The following is a 17,864-nucleotide window of genomic DNA, read 5'->3' as shown; positions in this document are numbered from 1 at the left end:
CCGGTCTCTGACGTGATCGGGTCCGTGCCTTCGGTCCAGGACGCGGGCGCAGGCGCGGTTCCGATCCCGGCTACGGCCGGGGACGTGCTTTCGGAGGGTGAGGCCCGCGCCGCGCTGGCCAGGGCGCAGTCCGGGCTGCTGGCCGCCCTGGTGGCCGGTGGGGAGACGCCTCCCGGGTTCGACGAGAAACGACTGCGCATCCAGGAGTTCAGCCTGATCTCCAAGCGGAGGGGGACGGTGGCCAGGCTCCGTCCCGATCTGGTCGCGCTGCTCGGCGGCGACTTCGCCGGGGAGTTCGAGGCCTACGCGCGGGGCCGTCCCAAGCCGCCCGGCGGCTCCCGCGCCGACGCGCGGGACTTCGCCGGCAGGCTCGAGGCGACGGGGCGCCTGCCCGGTCGGCCCGAGGAGGCCGAGGAGCCAGAGCCGTCTCCCGCGTCCCGCTGGTGGCGTTTCCGGCGGTCGTGAGGTCCGGCGTATGTGTGGGGTCCGGCGCGGTGATCGCGGGGCCTGTGACGGTCGCGTACGACGCGGGTCGTGTAGGTCCGCCGGTGGCGGCGTCCGGTCTGGTGCTCACGATGTCCGTGACGGTCGCGTTCGACGTGGGCCGTGACGTTTGACCATCGGCGTCCGGCGCGGTGATCGCGAGGTCTGTGGCGGTCGTGGTCGACGCGGGTCATGGCATCTGCCGGTGGCGGCGTCCGGTGCGGCGATCACGATGTCCGCCGCCGGCGGGTGCCACGCGCGGCGATCGTTGCCTCTCCAGCCACTGATATTCGTCAGAACGGGTAAAGAAGTCCTGCGGGAGACATGCGTTTACGGAGGTCGTCATGGTCGCCGTTCTGATCGTCGTCGTGACCGTCGCGCTCCTGATGGTGGCGGGGCTGATCGCCTTGCGGCTGGCCATGCACGCGCCGAGGGGCTACGCGGGCCCCGATCTGGGTCCGTACGAGCTGGCCCTGCTCGCAGCGGGGCGATTCCGGGTGCTGAACACCGCCCTGGCGTCCCTGGCGGCGGACGAGAGGGTCCGGATCCCGCCCACCGGAATTCTGACCCTGACGGGCTCCACGTCCACCGACCCCGCGCATCCGGTGAAGGTCATGGAGCCGGTGGAAGCCGAGGTCCTCGGGCTGCTCGAAGGCCGGCGCGACGGCCTGCCGGTCTGGGAGATCAAGGCGGCGCTGGTCCAGGGGGCCGCCGTCACCGCGCTGATCGCGCGGCTGGAGGAGCTGGGGCTGGTCGTCGCCGGCGACTCCAGGCAGGTCGTCCCCACGCGCGCCGGGCAGGCCGCGCTGGCCCACTACCGTCTGCGCCACCGCGAGGGCAGATCGCTGCCGCCCCGCTCCCGGGATCATGTCACCGTGGACGCGTCGAACCTCTTCGGCGTCGCCCTGTACGGCCTGGGCCAAGTGGTGGACCGCGAGCTGGCCACGGTGCTCTCCATGAGCGGCGTGTTGCCGTCGTCCGGCCCGGCCAGGGCGGGCAGGCGCTGAGGGACTGTCCGAGCGCGGCGCGGTCGGCTAAATTGAGCCGATATCTGACCAAGCGCTTGCATCGGAGTGACCGTGGTGAAAATCGTGGATCACGGAACGTGGCCCCTGCGGGACGAGGACGAGGGGGCGCATCCGGTCGGCGTGGAGCCCCTGTGGAGCGAGTCCGTCTATCTCGACTTCACGACCCAGGACGGCTCGATCGCCGGATATATCCGGCTGGGGCTGTATCCCAACTGGAATCGTGCCTGGTACTGGGCATGCCTGGTCGGCAAGGACCGGCCGACGGTGCTGCTGGCCGACAACCACGCCCCGCTCCCCGGGCCCGACCTCGCCGTGAAGGGCGAGGGATACCGGGCCACCCACGACGTGACGCTCCCCATGCGCTCCTTCAGACTGACCCTGAACGCCGAGGCGGCGGTCGTGCTGGACGACCCGGCGCAGGCCTACACGGACACGGCCGGAGCCCGGACGACCTCGCTGGAGTTCGACCTGGAGTGGAAGACCGTCGGCGGGGTCTACCCCTACGGGTTCATCCCGCGCTACGAGATCCCCTGTGAGGTCGCCGGGGTGATCAGGGTCGGTGATGAGGAGATCCCCTTCACTGGGCACGGTGAGCGCGACCACAGCTGGGGTGAGCGCGACTGGTGGCAGGTCTCGTGGCTGTGGAGCTCCGGACGTCTCGACGACGGGACGTTCTTTCACGGCATGCGGGCCAACGTCGGCTTCGAGATGCCCTGGCCGTGTTTCACGGTCCCGCCCGACGGCGTGCTGGACCACCGCGAGGGCTTCACCGCGACCAGCGAGTTCGGTGAGGACGGCTTCCCCGCCCAGTCGTGGCTGGCCGTGCCGGGAGCCCCGCTGACGGTCGTGCCCATCAGCTTCGCGCCGGTCGCGATGACCTCCCCGGACGGTGCGATCGCGCACTTTCCCCGGGCCCTGTGCCGGTTCGAGGCCGCCGACGGCCGCTCGGGTCACGGCTGGACGGAATGGCACCAGCCGCCCGGGTGGCAGAGGCATGAGTGGCGTTGATCATGTTTTGGCGGCCTTCGTCAGGGATAACCTCTCTGAGGTGGGGGGACTGCGTTGTCTTGATGGTTCATATCTGACTGTTACGCCGGTGGCGTGCCGGGACGGTGTCGGCTCGCCGTACGAGATCACGCTTGAACTCCACCGCGACGGCGCGCTGTACGGAACGGTGGGTGAGCGGTGCGGCCGGCTCCTCACCCGGCTGGCCAGGGGGGTCGCCGAGGCCCGCGCCGGCCATGAGGCGCACTGGCCCGACCCCGACGACCGCTTCCCCGACGACGAAGAACTGTTCGCCTTTCGTTATCGGACCAGGAACGGGGTCGTCGGCGAGGGCGAACTCCGGTGCCGGCTGCGGACGGTTCCGACCTGGATTCCCGAATGGCGAGGGCCGGGCGGGGAGTGGCGGCTCACCAGGAGAGCCTTTGTGGAGGCCGGAGACGGTGACGGGGCGGATCTGCGAGCGGTTCTGACCTCGGCGGAGTTGGGTGTCTTCGTGGAGGCTCTCGTCGCGGAGGCCGAGGAATGCCTGAGCCCGCAGAAGTCCGGCAACTCCGCCAGAAGCCTGTAGCAACTCCGTCAGAACCCTGTAGAGGGGGCAGAGGGGTCCGCGGGGCGGTGATAATTGCCTGTCAGCGCCCTTCGACGGCGGGCGTTGAGGGGGAGGACTCCAATGGGCGTGCGCGATCTCGTCTACCGGCTGTACGAACGAAGGCTGGAAGCGAAGCTGTCCCGGCAGAAGGAGACCGCTCCCCGGCACGTCGGCGTGATCGTCGACGGTAACCGGCGCTGGGCGCGCTCGATGGGCATCGACGATGTGAGCCGAGGCCACAGAAAAGGTGCCGACAAGATCTCCGAGTTGCTCGGCTGGTGCCGGGAGGCCGGTGTTGAGGTTGTCACGGTCTGGCTGCTGTCCAGCGAGAACATCAACCGTTCCAAGGACGAGCTGGACCTCCTGATGAAGATCATTGAGGACGTGGTCCAGGAGCTCGTGGTCGATGGATGGCACATCAAGCCCATGGGAGCGCTTGATCTTCTGCCCGATCACACGGCCCATGTCCTGAAAAATGCAAAAGAAGCAACATCACATCGTCCGGGTTTGATTGTGAACGTTGCCGTTGGGTATGGAGGAAGGCGTGAGATCGCTGATGCGGTGCGCTCCCTTCTTCAGGAGCATGCGAGCAAGGGCGCAAGCATCGAGGACCTGGTCGAGGTCCTCGATGTTGAGCACATCGCGGAGCATCTCTACACGCGCGGTCAGCCCGACCCGGATCTGGTCATCCGGACCTCGGGAGAGCAGCGCCTCTCCGGCTTCCTGCTCTGGCAGAGCGCTCACTCCGAGTTCTACTTCTGCGAGGCCTACTGGCCTGACTTCCGCAGAGTCGACTTCTTGCGGGCTCTCCGCTCATATGCCGCGCGAAACCGACGGTACGGCTCCTGAAATACCACATGAACACCATCTTTCGGTCAAGCTTGGACCATTGGAAGACGGGCATTCAGGACGTACCGTAAGAAGTAGGAGAGCACAGCTCACCTACGCCGGAAGAGGGCCCGCCTTTGCGTCACGACCTGCCAAGGAGGGCCGGTCAACGGTTCCTCCTCGACAGTCGCGAGCGTGGGCCCGGGGCCGGTCCGCATCCCAGCTCATGGCAGGGCGCCTCCCATGGCGCCCGGGGGAGAACGCGTGGCAAACCCTTCGTCCTCACCTACGTCGTCGGTCACCAAGCGGCGTACGTACGTCCTGGACACCTCAGTCCTCTTGGCGGATCCAGCGGCGATGGGCCGCTTCGCCGAGCATGAGGTCGTCCTCCCGATCGTCGTCATCACCGAGTTGGAGGGCAAACGCCATCATCCAGAGCTCGGATACTTCGCGCGCAAGGCGCTGAGGTACCTCGACGACCTCCGGGTGACACACGGGCGGTTGGACGAGCCCATGCCGATCGGCGAGGGCACCATACGGGTCGAGCTCAATCACAGTGACCCGTCGATCCTGCCCGTAGGCTTTCGGCTCGGCGACAACGACACCCGCATCCTGACCGTGGCCCGTACCCTCGCCGCAGAGGGACATGACGTGGTGCTGGTCTCCAAAGACCTGCCCATGCGCGTCAAGGCCGCTTCCATCGGACTCACCGCGGACGAATACCGCGCCGAGCTCGCCGTGGAGTCCGGCTGGACCGGCATGGCCGAGCTGCAGGTGACCACGGAGGACGTCGAGACGCTCTTCGAACACGGCACCGCCGACCTGGTGGACGCCCGTGACCTGCCGACCCACACCGGCCTGCGACTGCTGTCCAGCAGGGGCTCGGCGCTGGGACGCGTACTGCCGGACAAATCGGTGCGGCTGGTGCGCGGAGACCGCGAGGTGTTCGGACTGCACGGCCGTTCGGCCGAGCAGCGGATCGCGCTCGACCTTCTGATGGACCCGGAGGTCGGCATCGTCTCGATGGGCGGCCGGGCCGGCACCGGCAAGTCCGCGCTGGCCCTCTGCGCGGGCCTGGAGGCGGTCCTGGAGCGCCGCCAGCATCGCAAGGTCATCGTCTTCCGCCCGCTGTACGCCGTGGGCGGCCAGGATCTGGGATACCTGCCCGGTTCGGAGAGCGAGAAGATGGGGCCGTGGGGGCAGGCCGTCTACGACACCCTCGGCGCGGTCACCACGCCCGAGGTGATCGAGGAGGTCATGGACCGGGGCATGCTCGAGGTGCTTCCCCTCACCCACATCCGAGGTCGCTCCCTGCACGACGCGTTCGTCATCGTGGACGAGGCGCAGTCGCTGGAACGCGGGGTGCTGCTCACGGTGCTGAGCCGAATCGGCGCCAACTCCAGGGTCGTGCTCACCCACGACATCGCCCAGCGGGACAACCTGCGGGTGGGCCGGCATGACGGTGTGGTCGCGGTGGTGGAGAAGCTCAAGGGCCATCCGCTGTTCGCGCACGTCACGCTGACCCGCTCGGAGCGCTCGCCGATCGCCGCACTGGTCACCGAGATGCTGGAAGACGTCACGATTTAACCGCCGGAAGACCGGCGCCCGGCGAACGCGCGTTCGCCGGGCGCCGGTCCACGAGTGGCGTCGGTCGATCCCCGTCAGTCGATTCCCGGCGGTCAGTCTCAGACCGTCAGTCCTCAGCCGTCGATTCCCAGCGGTCAGACCCCGACGGTCAGTCCTCAGCTGTCGATTCCCGGCGGTCGGTTTCCGATCGTCGATCCTCAGTCGTCGGGCCTCGGCCGTCGACCTTCGGCCGTGGGTTCTCCGGTCTCGGGAGAGCCCTCACGGCGGGAGCCGCACTCCCGGGGCCGCGAGCCCGCGGTATTCGAAGCAGGTGTGCTCCCCCATCGAATCGGGGGTCCCCGGGAACAGCCGGGTCACCTCGACGCTCCAGATGCTCTCCTGCTTGTTCTGCCGGATGGTGCAGGTGATCTGGGCGAGCCCCGCCGTGGAGATCCTGCCCTCGCCCGTGATGATCACGTTCAGCCGGTAGCCCAGATTCTCCTCGAGGTCGTTCTGCTTGTTCCTGACGTCGTCGGAGTATCTGGTGGTCTTGGTGTCGTAGGAGCTGAAACCGTTGAGCGCGCTGGTCAGACCCGGTTTCGGCGGCTGTTTCCCGGCCCGGAACAGGGTGTCGACGACGTTCTTGACGGAGTCGGAGCTCACCGGGATCCTGACGGGCTCCAGCCGGCCGTCGCGGAGCAGGTAGACCGTCACCCACGTGGGGCTGTAACTGATCACCGGCGGGCGGCCCTGGTCCTGGACCTCGCTGGGGGAGATGCCGCATCCGGCGAGGGTCAGGATGGCCGCGAACAGGCAGGCGAGCCGTTTCATGCCGGGGGCAGCCAGACCGTGAAAAGGGTGTTGAACTCCTGCGAGCGGACCGAGATCGTGCCGCCGTGCAGATGGGCGTTGGCCCGTGCGATGGACAGGCCGAGCCCGCTGCCGTCGCCCCGGGCGCCCGCCTTGTAGAAACGGTTGAACACGTGGGGCAGATCAGCCGCGGGGATTCCCTTGCCGTGGTCGCGCACCTTTACCTCCAGTCCGTTCGGCGTGCTCCTGGCGGTCACCACCACGGGAGGCTCGCCATGGCGCAGGGCATTGCCCACGAGGTTCGCCAGGATCACGTCGAAGCGCCGGGGATCGACGGAGAAGGTCAGTCCCTGCGGGACGTTCACCCGTACTTGCTCCGACCAGCCTCGCACTTCCAGGCAGTCGCAGATCGCATCGGCGATGCCCACGGTGTCCACGTTCAGCGTCGCCGTGCCCGAGTCGAACCGGCTCGCCTCGATGAGCTGCTCCACCAGGGTCCGCAGCCGTTTGATCTCCCGCAGCACCAGCCGTACGGCCGCCGCGGGTTCGGGGGGCAGCCGGTCGGCCTCCTCGGAAAGCATGTCGGTGACCGCCGTCATCGCGGTCAGCGGGGTCCTGAGCTCGTGGGAGACGTCGGCCACGAACCGGCGGGACATCGCCTCCAGCGAGCGCAGCTCGGACACGCTCTGCTCCAGGGCCGCCGCGGTGTCGTTGAACGTGGCGGTGAGCTCGGAGAGCTCGTCCTGGCCGTTCACGGGCAGGCGGGTGTCCAGGTGACCGGCGCCGAGCGCGCGGGCCGCGGAGCCGAGCCTCCTGACCGGCAGCAGGACCTGCCGGGCCGACACCAGCGCCAGGGCGAGGGCGATGATCAGCATGATGGCCCCCGCGGCCGCCAGCGGCTGCCGCATCCCGGTCAGGAGGTGCTCCTCCTCGGCGAGGGGGACGAACACGAAGACGCTCATCCCGGTGGGCTGGGCCGTGTGGATGGGCTCTATCCGCCAGACGGGGGTGGCGACGATCAGCCACATGCTCCCCTTGACCACCTGACGTTTGGCCACCATCCGCTGGGTGGCCCGGACGGCGACGTCGGAGGGGACGTCGCTCATGGTGAAGTCCCCGTCGGGGTAGAGGTAGTTCTCGTAGCGGACCACCACCTTGCCGCCCTGCGAGCGCAGGCTCTTCTGCAACGTGCTGATCTGCGCGTTGGTCGGCGGGCTGTCGCCCGGCCAGAGCGCGCCGATGGGCACCCTGATGCCTTCGAGCGTGTCGCGCACGTCACTCACGGCCACCTGCTCGGCGCGGTCGATCACCCGTCGCTTGACGAGCTCGTAGCCGATCCCCGCGACCAGCGCGGAGGCCGTGATGGCGATCAGGGTGAAGATGATGACCAGACGTCCGCGCAGCCCGACGTACATCCGCTTCACGGCGGGCTGAAACGGTAGCCGAATCCGCGGACCGTGTGGATGAACTCGGGCTCGGCGGGCACTGCCTCGATCTTGGCCCGGACCCGCTGGACGCAGGCGTCCACCAGCCGGGAGTCGGCGACGTGAGTGTGGTCCCAGACGGCCCGCAGCAGGTATCTGCGATTGAGCACCTGGCCGGGGTGGCGGACCAGTTCGAGCAGGAGCCGCAGCTCCGTGGGGGTCAGGTGGACCTCCCGGCCCTCCAGCGACACCTTGAGCGCCCCCCGGTCGATGACCAGCTCACCGAAGGTGATGCGGTCGGAGGCGACCGACTCCACCCGCCGCAGGACGGCACGGATCCGGGCGTCCAGCACGCGGGGCTCGACCGGCTTGACCACGTAGTCGTCGGCGCCCGCCTCCAGTCCCACCACCACGTCGAGGTCGTCGCCCCTGGCCGTGAGCAGGATCACCGGCAGCTGGTCCATCTTGCGGATGCGGCGGCACACCTCGACTCCGTCGATGCCCGGCAGCATCACGTCGAGGATGGCGATCTCGGGACGGCGCGAGCGGATGTGCTCGAGCGCCTCCTCGCCGCTGGCGTAGGAGGTGACGGTGTGGCCCTGACGGGTCAGCGCGAGCTCCAGTCCGGTTCGGACCGAAAGATCGTCTTCAACAAGGAGGATGCCAGCCACCCGGACATTATTCTGCCAATGTCCGGTAATGACCGCTTCGACACAGAACCGTGACATGGGGTGGATGGGGTCTCGTGGGGCGCCGGAAGGCTCATGAGGCCTCCTTTTCGCCATAAAAGCGCGTAAGGCCAGGCTTGTTCCTAAATTGTGACCAAAGTCACATTAGTATGCTAAACACCATGAAAGCGCATGTGACCTGGCGCTTAAGTCATGAAAAAGCCGGGAAACGTCCTAGGTAACACCAACCAACTCTCTGGTTTCGGTTGCGGACCACCCCCCTGTGCACGGCAAGCTCATAGGTCGTGAGTCCAGGATCGCCACACTTGAAGGAGCGCTCAGCTCCCCGTGCCCGCCGTTCGACCAGAAGGTCGGCCAAGGCCAAGACACCGGGCTGGCTGACCCCCAAGCGTGTCTTGATCTCCGGCGCCCTGATCGTGATCTTCGTGGGCGGCGGAACCTTCACCGCCTACACCGCGATCCAGAACGAGTCGGCCCCGCAGGGACCGCCCGTCTCGCTGGACGACATGGCGAAGATGTTCGGTGGCGACCCGTTCGGTCCCGACCTCCAGGCCGACATGCTCAAGGAGCAGGCCGCCCAGGCGCTCAAGGCCGACGCGCTGGCGGCCGAGAGAGACCATCGCAAGGTGCTCAACCCGATCAAGATCGTCGAAGAGGCTCCGGGCGGCGACGGATTCGCCCCGCAGAAGCTTCCTCCCGGCACGTCCAACCCGACCGGCAACAAGGCGCTGGGCAAGCAGATGCTCGACGCGCGCGGCTGGTCCGACCAGTGGGGCTGCCTCGAGTCACTGTGGACGAAGGAGAGCGGCTGGAACGAGCGTGCGATGAACACCTCCAGCGGCGCCTACGGCATCCCCCAGTCGCTTCCCGGCTCCAAGATGGCCAGCGCGGGCGGCGACTGGCAGACCAATGCGGCCACCCAGATCGAGTGGGGGCTCGGCTATATCAAGGCCCGCTATGGCACGCCCTGTGGCGCCTGGGGCCATTCCCAGGCCAAGGGCTGGTACTGAGAGGCCAGGAGTCGGCAAGTCTTACCGCGTACCGGGCGCGGGCGTCGCACCCTTGGCCGCATGAATGTGAAGGTCAGCGTGGTGGTGCCGGTGCACAACCCCGGTGATGGCGCCGACGCCTGTATCCGGTCGGTGCTGGAACAGTCGATGGCCTCGGACGAATACGAGGTCATCTTCGCCGACGACGGATCGGACGACGGGATCCAGCAGCGTCTCGACGCCGTCGCCGCCGTGCGCTCGAACGTGAGGGTGCTCCATCTGACGCCGACGGGGTCGCCGATGCGCGGCCGCAACGTCGCGTTGGTGGTCGCCAGGGGCGAGTACGTCTACCTGATGGGGCAGACGGACCGCCTGGAACGCACCGCCCTGGAGAAGATGTACGAGCGCGCCGTCGAGACCGAGGCCGACATCCTCATCGGGCGGCTGGTCAACGACCAGGCACCCCCGTCCACGATCTTCGACGCCAACCGCGAGCGCGCCGACATCGTCAAGGACCGGCTGCTGTCGCTGCTCACGCCGCACAAGCTCTTCCGCAGGGCGTTCCTGGACGCCGAGGCGCTGAACTTCGCGGACCCCGGTGGACGCCTGGCCGAACAGGCGTTCGTGGTCCGCGCCTACCTGCGGGCCAAGGTCATCACCATTCTGGCCGACCAGGTCTGCTGCCACGTCGAGGAGCAGCCCGAGCCGCCCGCCGACCCCTACGTGTGGGCCGCCGAGCTGCGCGAGCTGCTCGACATCATCGACGGAGAGGTCCCCGAGGGACGCCAGCGGGACCGGATGTACGCGCACTGGTTCCGCACCGCGGTGCTGCGCCGGCTCGGGGGAGCCGAGTTCGTCTCATCCGCCCGGAACCGGGCGACCGTCTTCACGACCCTGCGCGAGGTGGTCGTCCAGCGCTTCCCCCAGCGCCTGGACCACTACGTGCCCGTGCATCTGCGGGCCCGCGCCGCGCTGCTTCGCGCGGGAAGGCTCGACCAGCTCCTCGTGCTGGACAAGGCCATGCGCGGCACCCGCCTGCAGGCCGACCTCCAGGAGGTCCTCTGGGACGACGGCGTGTTCACCATGGGGCTCACCGTGGAGATCATGCAGGCCGACGGCACCCCGATCCGGTTCCTCCCGCACGGTGAGGACGGCCTGCTCTGGGAGCCGCCGGTGCTCCTCGACGGGATCCGCCTCCCGCCCGAACTGGCCGACGTCGGCCACGCCGCCTCCCGGGCCCGGCTGGAGGTCTACATCAGGCACTCCGGCACCGGGGTCGTCTACTTCCTGCCCGTGAGCTGCTCGATGACCCGCATCCGGCAGCGCGACGGAGTCAAGGTCAGACTGCAGGTCACGGGGACGGCCCGGCTGGACGTGAACTCCGCGGCTCTCGGCCGTCCGCTGCCGCCGGGACGCTGGGAGATCCACGTGCGCATGTACGCCGGGACGCACAAGGCGCGCACCCGCGTGACCGGGTCACCGCTGAACTGCACGGGGACGCTGGCCGACTACTCCAAGCGGCTGGTCATCCCCTGGTGGTCAGACCAGGGTGAGCTGGGCATCTGCGTGGAGCCCCGCTCGTTCTCCGAGTCGATCGTCCTGGTCTCGCCGGGGACGACGATCACCCAGCAGCGCGGGCACGTTTTTGTCGTCGTGCCCGTGCCGTACGTGCCGCCGAGCGGAGGACCGCCCGCCGAGCTGGTGCTGCGCCGTCCCACGGGCAGGGAACGCGAGGTCTGCGTGCCCGCCCTGGTCGAGCCGGGCGTCCCGGGGGAGCTCGCCGGACGGCTGATCGCCAAGGTTCCGGTCCGGCGGGTGCGCGGGGAGGGCTTTCTGACCCCGGGCGACTGGTCGCCGTTCCTGCGGGTGGACGACCAGGAGGTCGCGCTCCGTTTCACGGTGGATATGAGGCGGGGCGGACGGGTGGAGATCCGGGAGTCCACCGCCGCCCGGAACCCCGGGCCCTGGTATCCGGTGCTGAGGCGTGTCGGGCTGCGGATTCCCGGGGCCCGCGGCACGGTCCGGGCGATCCGGACCGTGCGGCGGCGTTACCAGGACGCGGGTTAGCGCCTCAGCCGGCGGGGAGCCTCTTCTGCACTGACAGCTACCGACGCCGGAGAGGAGGTCACCCGCCCAGCCGGCACTCGTTGGCGAGGTCCCCGCTCGTCGGACGCGGCAGGGTCGCGCTCGGCGGCGGGCTCTGCTTCCGCTCCACCCAGCCCTCCAGGGACTCGAACGCGCTGCGGAAGCACGGCAGCAGCGGCCGGAGCTTGTCGGGGTAGGTGGCGTAGAGGCCGTCCACGTGGTTGCCGTCGGTGATCCGGTAGTAGCGGAACGGCCTGCGGTCGCCGACCATGTCCGCGTAGACGTCGCTGGAACGGGAGATCGGCAGCAGCGTGTCCAGCGTGCCGTGGATCGTGATCAGCGGCTTGCCGATCTTGCCGGTGAGGCCGATCTTCTTCATCGCCTTGTACGGCTTGCGCGCGTCGTAGTCGTAGTCGGCGTCGCACGCCGGGGTGCCCGAGGCGCAGAAGGGAGTGCCCGCCACCGTGTCACCGTCGAAGGAGGGGTCCAGCTCCTCGCGGTAGACGCGCTGGGTGAGGTCCCAGTAGTACTGGTAGTGGTAGGGCCACAGGAACTCCGAGCCCTTGGCGAAACCGGCGTCGTACATCCCCTGGGTGTCGCCCTTGGGGTAGGCGCGCAGTGCCGGAGGCAGGTAGTTGAGCAGGTTGTCGCCCTCGGTCCGCCAGAGCGTGCCCTCCCAGTCGACCCCGCCGTCGTAGAGCTTGGCCTGGTTCTCCAGCTGCCAGCGGACCAGGTAGCCGCCGTTGGAGATGCCCGCGGCGTAGGTCCGCTGGGGAGCCTTGCCGTACCGCTGCGCGACGACCGCCTTGGCCGCGATCGCGACCTGCGTGACCCGGTCGTTCCACTCGGCGACCGCGTCGCCGGGCTTGCGGCCGTCGAGGTAGAAGGTGGCGCCGACGTTGCCCTTGTCCGTCACGGCGTACGCGTAGCCCTTGGCCAGCGCCCAGTCGGAGATGGTGAAGTCGTTGGCGTACTGCTCCCGGTTGCCGGGGGTGCCCGTCACGACCAGCCCGCCGTTCCAGCGGTCGGGCAGCCGGAGCACGAACTGGGAGTCGTGGTTCCAGCCGTGGCTCGTGTTGAAGGTCGAGGTGTCGGGGAAGTAGCCGTCGATCTGGATGCCGGGGACGCCCGTGGGGTTGACCGCCCCCGCGGGGTGCAGCCCCGCCCAGTCGGCGGGGTCGGTGTGCCCCGAGACGGTGGTGCCCGCCGTGGTGAGATCGTCCAGGCAGGCCTTCACCTGGAGCTCGGCCCCCGGGACCTTCACCCGGTCCACCCGCGCGCAGTGCCCGTTCGACGAGGCTTCCGTCACTCCGGCGCCCGCGGCCGGCGCACCCGTCACCAGGGCGGCCGCGGTGGCGATGGTGAGTCCGGCGGCCATCATGGCTCTGCGCGGTCCCGCGGACGCGGTCTCGCGTGATCCCGCCTGGGCCGGCATGTCCGGAGTGTCCTGGGTGGCGCGCGGCCATAAACGCAGGCTTGAGGGTTTACGCATCGGTCAGCTCCGCTTCAGGTGGTCGGAGAGGGCGCTGCGGAACTCTCCGGGGCGTTCGATGTGAGGGCTGTGGCCGGAGTCCAGGACGACCTCGGTGTGGTTGCCGTACCGTTCGAGCACGGCCCGGGTCTGGGAGACCATCGGCTGCGCCGGGGTGCCGTCCGAGCCGGGGATGGCGCCGAGGGCGCCCAGGTGGGCCAGGTCGAACAGCGAGGTGTCGGAGACGATCACGTCCGCCTCGCCCCTGATCCACAGGATCGGCGGCTTGGGGTCGATCGTGTGCAGGTCGTCGAGCCGGAAGTGCGTCGGCGCGAACGAGTTGAGAACACCTCGCGTGCCGGGGGCGACCCCGGGCCAGATGTCGGAGCTGACCGCGTCGCCCGGGTAGTGGTCGTCGCTGATCCTCGTGGAGAGCATGGAGGCGACGAAGACGTCCTCGTCCGCGTCCTCGATCACCGTGCCGGGCTTGACGTACGTCGTCCTGAACACGTTCCGCGGAGACACCGGGGAGTCCGCGGAGGTGTCCCCGGCCGCGAGCAGCTTCACGAAGTCGAGGTTCGCCGCCCCGGCCCCGCCGCCGATCCCGTCGGGGTGGTTCAGCGCGCCGTCCGCCCCGTGCGTGCCGCCGAAGCCGTACGGCGAGATCGGGTTGACCAGAGTCACGCTCCGCACGACGGCCGGCCGGTCGCGCAACACCTGCAGGACCACCCCACCGCCCATGCTCCAGCCCACCAGGTGCACGCCGTCCAGCCCGAGGGCGTCGATCAGCGCGAGCACGTCGTCGGAGTAGTCGCGCAGGCCGCGGGTGGCGTCGACCGGCGCGGGATCGGTGTCGCCGAAGCCCCGCAGGTCGACGGCGAGCGGCCGGTAGTCGTCCGCCAGGGCGATCAGCGTGTCCCGCCAGAAGGCGGCGCTCGACACGTTGCCGTGCACGAACAGCACCGCCTCGCCTCCGGTCTTACCGGTCGACAGGACGTTCTGCGTGATCCGGGCGGTGGGGACCGGCCGGTTCTCAAGGTCCATCAGATATCTCCGTACGGCTTAGCGAGTGGTCGATACTTCTTCGGGGGTTCCGAGGGTGGCGAGGTCGCGGTCCTTGGTCTCACGGGAGACATACACGGTGATCAGGGTGATCGCGGCGGCGCCGGCCATGTAGAGCATGACGGGGAAGGCCGAGTCGTAGGCGTCCAGCAGGGCGACCGCGATCAGCGGCGCCAGGGCGCCCGCGACGATCGAGGCGAGCTGGGAGCCGATGGACACGCCCGAGTAGCGCATCCTCGTGGCGAACAGCTCCGAGAAGTACGCGGCCTGCGGGCCGTACATCGCGCCGTGCAGGATCAGCCCGACCGTCACCGCCAGGGTGACCGCGGCGAAGTTCTTGGTGTCGATCAGGGGGAAGAACGCGAAGGCCCACAGGCCCACCCCGGCGGCGCCGAGCAGGTAGACCGGACGGCGGCCGAGCTTGTCGGAGAGCGCGCCCCACATGGGGATCGTGACGAAGTGCACGATGGACGCGATCAGCACCGCGTTGAGTACGAGGGACCTCGACAGCCCCGCCGCGGTCGTCGCGTAGACCAGCACGAACGCGGTGATCACGTAGTAGGAGACGTTCTCCCCGAAGCGGGCGCCGATCGCGATCAGCACGTCCCGCCAGTGGTACCTGAACACGTCCACGATCGGCATGCTCTGGGAGGGCTTGCTGTTCGCGAGCGCCTGCTGGAAGATCGGCGACTCGTCGATGGACAGCCGGACCCACAGGCCGATCAGCACCAGCACGCCGGAGAGCAGGAACGGGATGCGCCAGCCCCAGCTCGTGAAGGCCTCGTCGGTCTGGACCGCGGCCAGGATCGCGAGCACCGCGGTGGCCAGCACGTTGCCGCTGGGCACGCCCGCCTGAGGCCAGGAGGCCCAGAAGCCGCGGCGTTTCGCGTCGCCGTGCTCGGAGACGATGAGCACCGCGCCGCCCCACTCGCCGCCGAGGGCGAATCCCTGGACGAGCCGGAGCAGGGTCAGCAGCAGCGGAGCCAGCGCGCCGACCGCCGCGTGGGTCGGCAGGCAGCCGATCAGGAAGGTCGCGCCGCCCATCATCAGCAGGCTGAGGACCAGGAGCTTCTTGCGGCCGAGCCGGTCGCCGAAGTGGCCGAAGACCAGGGCGCCCACCGGGCGGGCGACGAAGCCCACCGCGTAGGTGAGGAGCGCCAGAAGGGTGCCGGTGAGCGGGTCCGACGAGGGGAAGAACAGGGCCGGGAAGACCAGGGCGGCGGCCGAGCCGTACAGGAAGAAGTCGTACCACTCGATCGTCGTGCCGACGAGACTGGCGGCGACGATCCTTCCGATGGGGGTGCGGGTGTTTTCTGCCATCTCACTCACCAATGGGTAGAGCTGTTGGGGGGATGTCGGCTCACGGTACGTAGTGACCGGCGTCACTCCTATGGCGATGGTCTCCATACCGAATGGCGGGGCTATGTGGATGTATGCGACTGTCATGGAAGGCGAGGCGGGCGACGCGGGAAGAAGCGGATGACCGCCCCGCCGGAAGCGGGTCACGAGGCGGATCCAGGACGTGGGCTGCGAGGTCACGGTACGGGCCATGACGTAGATCACGACGGAACCGGCGGCGGGCGGAGGACCGCAGGCGTTCCACCTCGTCACGGGCTCACCGGCCGGGGGTGACCTGCGGCGGACCACCGCGGCGGTCAGGGGGATCGGCTACTGGCTGAGGCGGTGGAGGCGGAGGGCGAGCTGGATCTCCAGGGCGCGCTCGGGCTCCTGCCAGCCCGTGCCGAGGAGCTGGGCGATCCGGTCCAGCCGCTGGGTGACGGTGTTGACGTGGATGTGCAGGGCGTCGGCCGTACGGGAGAGCGAGCCGCCCGCGCCGAAGTAGGCGGTGAGCGTGCGGGTCAGCGCGGTGCCCCTGCGGGCGTCGTAGTCGATCACCGGGCCGATCACCGAGCCGAGGAACGACTCGATGTCGTGTCCGTCGCCGACGAGGAGCCCGACGAAGCCCAGCTCGGTGGGGCTCGCCCCGTCACCGGCCCGGCCCAGGGCCAGCAGGGCGTCGGCGCAGCGCCGCGCCTCGTGGTGAGCGGTGGCGACCGCGGCGGGCCCGCGCACCGGGCCGGAGGCGCCCGCGGTGGCCGGATGGCCGAGCGAGGCGCTCAGCTCGGACGCCACCCGTTTGGCGAGGTGTCCTGGCCGGTCGCCGGGCAGCAGCAGCACCACCTCGTCCCCGTGCTGGGCGGCGAGGCCGTGGTTCAGCGTGGCCTGGGAGGAGGCCCAGAAGGCGGCGCGCTCACGCTGGCCGCCGTGACGGACCACGACCACGACGTGGCCGGCGTCCAGGTCCACCCCGACCCGCCTGGCGCGTTCGGCCAGGCCGTCGAGGGCGGGACGGGAGATCAGGTCGTTGAGCAGCTCGCCCCTGACCCGGCCCTCCGCCTCGGCCACCGTACGGCGGAACAGCAGCAGCAACGCGGTGACCAGGGCGGCCCGTTCGAGGATGCGCTGGTCGGTGTCCGCCACGTGGCCGTCCGCCCGCAGCACGAGCGTGCACAGCGGCTCGGCCCCCACGTCCACCGAGGCGACCAGCAGGTTTCCCTTCTTCACGGTGCGGCCCAGCGCCCGCGACGACTGGGCGGCGTCGAACACCCCGGCGTCCAGCTCACCCGCGTCCCCGGTGATCGGCCGTCCGGCGTCGTCCAGTACGGCCAGCGAGCCGCCCAGCACCTCCGTCACCACCGCGGCCACGTCCTCGACCCCGCCGCCGCGCAGCACCAGCCCGGTCATCCGGTCGTGCGCGAGCGCGGCACGCTCCACGGCCTGGCTGTGCGCGTTCACCTGCCGGTTGGCCTCGCTGAGCTCCTCCAGCGCGTTTCTGGTCTCCTGCAGCAGCCGGGCGTTGTCGATCGCCACCGCCGCGTGCGCGGCCAGCGAGCCGAGCAGGACCACCTCGTCCTGGGTGAACGGCCGTACGCTCCGGTTGGCGGCGAACAGCACGCCGATCACCCGCGCGCCGAGCTTGAGCGGCACGCCCAGGATGGCGACCAGGCCTTCCTCCAGCACGGCGTCGTCGATGTGGGTCTTGTGGCGGAAGCGCCCGTCGGCGAAGTAGTCGGCCGTCGAGTACGGCGTGGCGGTCTGGGCCACCAGCCCGCCGAGACCGGCGCCCATGGCCAGCCGCAGCGCGCGGAACTTGGCCGACACCGAGCCGTCGGTCACCCGCATCCAGGTGTCGCCCCGCTCGGAGTCGTGCAACGTCATGTAGGCGGCGTCGGTGCCGAGCAGTTGCCTGGCCCGGTGCACGATGGCCTCCAGGACGGCGTCCAGATCCCGCAGCCCGGCCAGGTCGCCCGCGGTGTCGAACAGCGCCGACAGCTCCGCCTCCCGCTTGGCCCTGCGCCGCAGCAGCGCCCGCACCTTGAGCGCGGTGAGCTTGGCCTCCTCCAGCTCGGCCAGCGTCACCGCGTCGGCTCCGCCGGTCCTGGCGGCGAGGATGGGCCCTTCGAACTCGACCGCCGATGCTTCTCTGGCCAGTAATTCGAGGAAGACCCGTGCGCTCATGCCGTCCATTCTCATGGCGACGCTGCGCGCCGCGGTTCGGGCGCTCTTACCCGGTGAGCTTCCCTCGTCACACGCTGCGTCAATGGCGACGCTGCGCATCGCGGTTCGGACGCTCTTACCCGGTGAGCTTCCCTCGTCACACGTCCGCTCCGCTCTGCGCTGATGGCGACGCTGCGCGTCGCGGTTCGGGCGCTCTTATCCGGTGAGCTTCCCTCGTCACGCGTCCGCTCCGCTCTGCGCTGATGGCGACGCTGCGCGTCGCGGTTCGGGCGCTCTTATCCGGTGAGCTTCCCTCGTCACGCGTCCGCTCCGCTCC

The 17,864-nt window shown here is 69.5% G+C and carries 15 protein-coding genes; 8 read left to right on the top strand and 7 right to left on the bottom strand.

What is annotated here, in order from left to right; translation table 11 throughout:
* The first annotated feature begins 24 nt into the window (after positions 1-24).
* The 6 genes from DKM19_RS50220 (at position 25) to DKM19_RS41235 (ending at position 5,520) form a co-directional block, all read left to right on the top strand.
* The gene (locus tag DKM19_RS50220) at positions 25-465 is read left to right on the top strand and encodes a hypothetical protein (RefSeq protein ID WP_162642143.1); all 441 of its coding nucleotides are present in this window, start codon (positions 25-27) and stop codon (positions 463-465) included.
* Between the two features lie 362 nt (positions 466-827).
* A complete protein-coding gene (locus tag DKM19_RS41255) occupies positions 828-1,490 on the top strand; it encodes a TIGR04222 domain-containing membrane protein (RefSeq protein WP_110703674.1) in 663 nt (220 codons plus the stop codon).
* Positions 1,491-1,574: 84 nt separating this feature from the next.
* Positions 1,575-2,519 carry a hypothetical protein gene (locus DKM19_RS41250; RefSeq protein WP_239513872.1) on the top strand — a complete coding sequence of 315 codons (945 nt, stop codon included), beginning with the start codon at positions 1,575-1,577 and terminating at the stop codon, positions 2,517-2,519.
* Positions 2,520-2,607: 88 nt separating this feature from the next.
* Positions 2,608-3,084, top strand: a complete 477-nt coding sequence (locus DKM19_RS41245) for a hypothetical protein (protein ID WP_239513871.1) — start codon at positions 2,608-2,610, stop codon at positions 3,082-3,084.
* A gap of 102 nt (positions 3,085-3,186) precedes the next feature.
* The gene (locus DKM19_RS41240) at positions 3,187-3,954 is read left to right on the top strand and encodes an isoprenyl transferase (protein ID WP_110703672.1); all 768 of its coding nucleotides are present in this window, start codon (positions 3,187-3,189) and stop codon (positions 3,952-3,954) included.
* A 222-nt stretch (positions 3,955-4,176) separates the two neighbouring features.
* A complete protein-coding gene (locus tag DKM19_RS41235) occupies positions 4,177-5,520 on the top strand; it encodes a PhoH family protein (protein WP_089211017.1) in 1,344 nt (447 codons plus the stop codon).
* Positions 5,521-5,778: 258 nt separating this feature from the next.
* On the opposite strand, the gene DKM19_RS41230 is transcribed toward DKM19_RS41235, so the two are convergent.
* The 3 genes from DKM19_RS41230 to DKM19_RS41220 are packed head-to-tail and all read right to left on the bottom strand — an operon-like array spanning position 5,779 to position 8,404.
* The gene (locus tag DKM19_RS41230) at positions 5,779-6,330 is read right to left on the bottom strand and encodes a hypothetical protein (RefSeq protein ID WP_110703670.1); all 552 of its coding nucleotides are present in this window, start codon (positions 6,328-6,330) and stop codon (positions 5,779-5,781) included.
* Positions 6,327-7,724, bottom strand: coding sequence for a sensor histidine kinase (locus DKM19_RS41225; RefSeq protein ID WP_239514526.1), 1,398 nt, complete (start codon positions 7,722-7,724; stop codon positions 6,327-6,329). The genes DKM19_RS41230 and DKM19_RS41225 overlap by 4 nt, the downstream gene beginning before the upstream one ends.
* A gap of 5 nt (positions 7,725-7,729) precedes the next feature.
* Positions 7,730-8,404 carry a response regulator transcription factor gene (locus DKM19_RS41220; protein WP_110703666.1) on the bottom strand — a complete coding sequence of 225 codons (675 nt, stop codon included), beginning with the start codon at positions 8,402-8,404 and terminating at the stop codon, positions 7,730-7,732.
* A gap of 323 nt (positions 8,405-8,727) precedes the next feature.
* Here DKM19_RS41220 and DKM19_RS41215 point away from each other — a divergent pair, with 323 nt between their 5' ends.
* Positions 8,728-9,432 carry a lytic transglycosylase domain-containing protein gene (locus DKM19_RS41215; RefSeq protein WP_110703664.1) on the top strand — a complete coding sequence of 235 codons (705 nt, stop codon included), beginning with the start codon at positions 8,728-8,730 and terminating at the stop codon, positions 9,430-9,432.
* 60 nt (positions 9,433-9,492) lie between these two features.
* Positions 9,493-11,478, top strand: a complete 1,986-nt coding sequence (locus DKM19_RS41210; RefSeq protein ID WP_110703663.1) for a glycosyltransferase family A protein — start codon at positions 9,493-9,495, stop codon at positions 11,476-11,478.
* A gap of 58 nt (positions 11,479-11,536) precedes the next feature.
* Here DKM19_RS41210 and DKM19_RS41205 read toward each other — a convergent pair whose 3' ends face one another.
* The 4 genes from DKM19_RS41205 to DKM19_RS41190 form a co-directional block, all read right to left on the bottom strand.
* On the bottom strand, positions 11,537-12,988 hold the full coding sequence (locus DKM19_RS41205) for a tannase/feruloyl esterase family alpha/beta hydrolase (protein WP_239513870.1): 1,452 nt from the start codon (positions 12,986-12,988) through the stop codon (positions 11,537-11,539).
* 3 nt (positions 12,989-12,991) lie between these two features.
* Positions 12,992-14,011: an alpha/beta fold hydrolase gene (locus DKM19_RS41200; RefSeq protein ID WP_110703660.1), complete on the bottom strand. Its 1,020-nt coding sequence runs from the start codon at positions 14,009-14,011 to the stop codon at positions 12,992-12,994.
* Positions 14,012-14,029: 18 nt separating this feature from the next.
* Positions 14,030-15,349 carry an MFS transporter gene (locus DKM19_RS41195; RefSeq protein WP_110703658.1) on the bottom strand — a complete coding sequence of 440 codons (1,320 nt, stop codon included), beginning with the start codon at positions 15,347-15,349 and terminating at the stop codon, positions 14,030-14,032.
* 348 nt (positions 15,350-15,697) lie between these two features.
* Positions 15,698-17,548, bottom strand: coding sequence for a helix-turn-helix domain-containing protein (locus DKM19_RS41190; protein WP_369987135.1), 1,851 nt, complete (start codon positions 17,546-17,548; stop codon positions 15,698-15,700).
* Positions 17,549-17,864 lie beyond the last annotated feature (316 nt).

The organism is Streptosporangium sp. 'caverna' (assembly GCF_003203775.1).
Lineage (GTDB): Bacteria > Actinomycetota > Actinomycetes > Streptosporangiales > Streptosporangiaceae > Streptosporangium > Streptosporangium subroseum.
The sequence above is the reverse complement of the archived record's forward strand: the minus strand, read 5'-3'. Positions and strand labels throughout refer to the sequence as shown.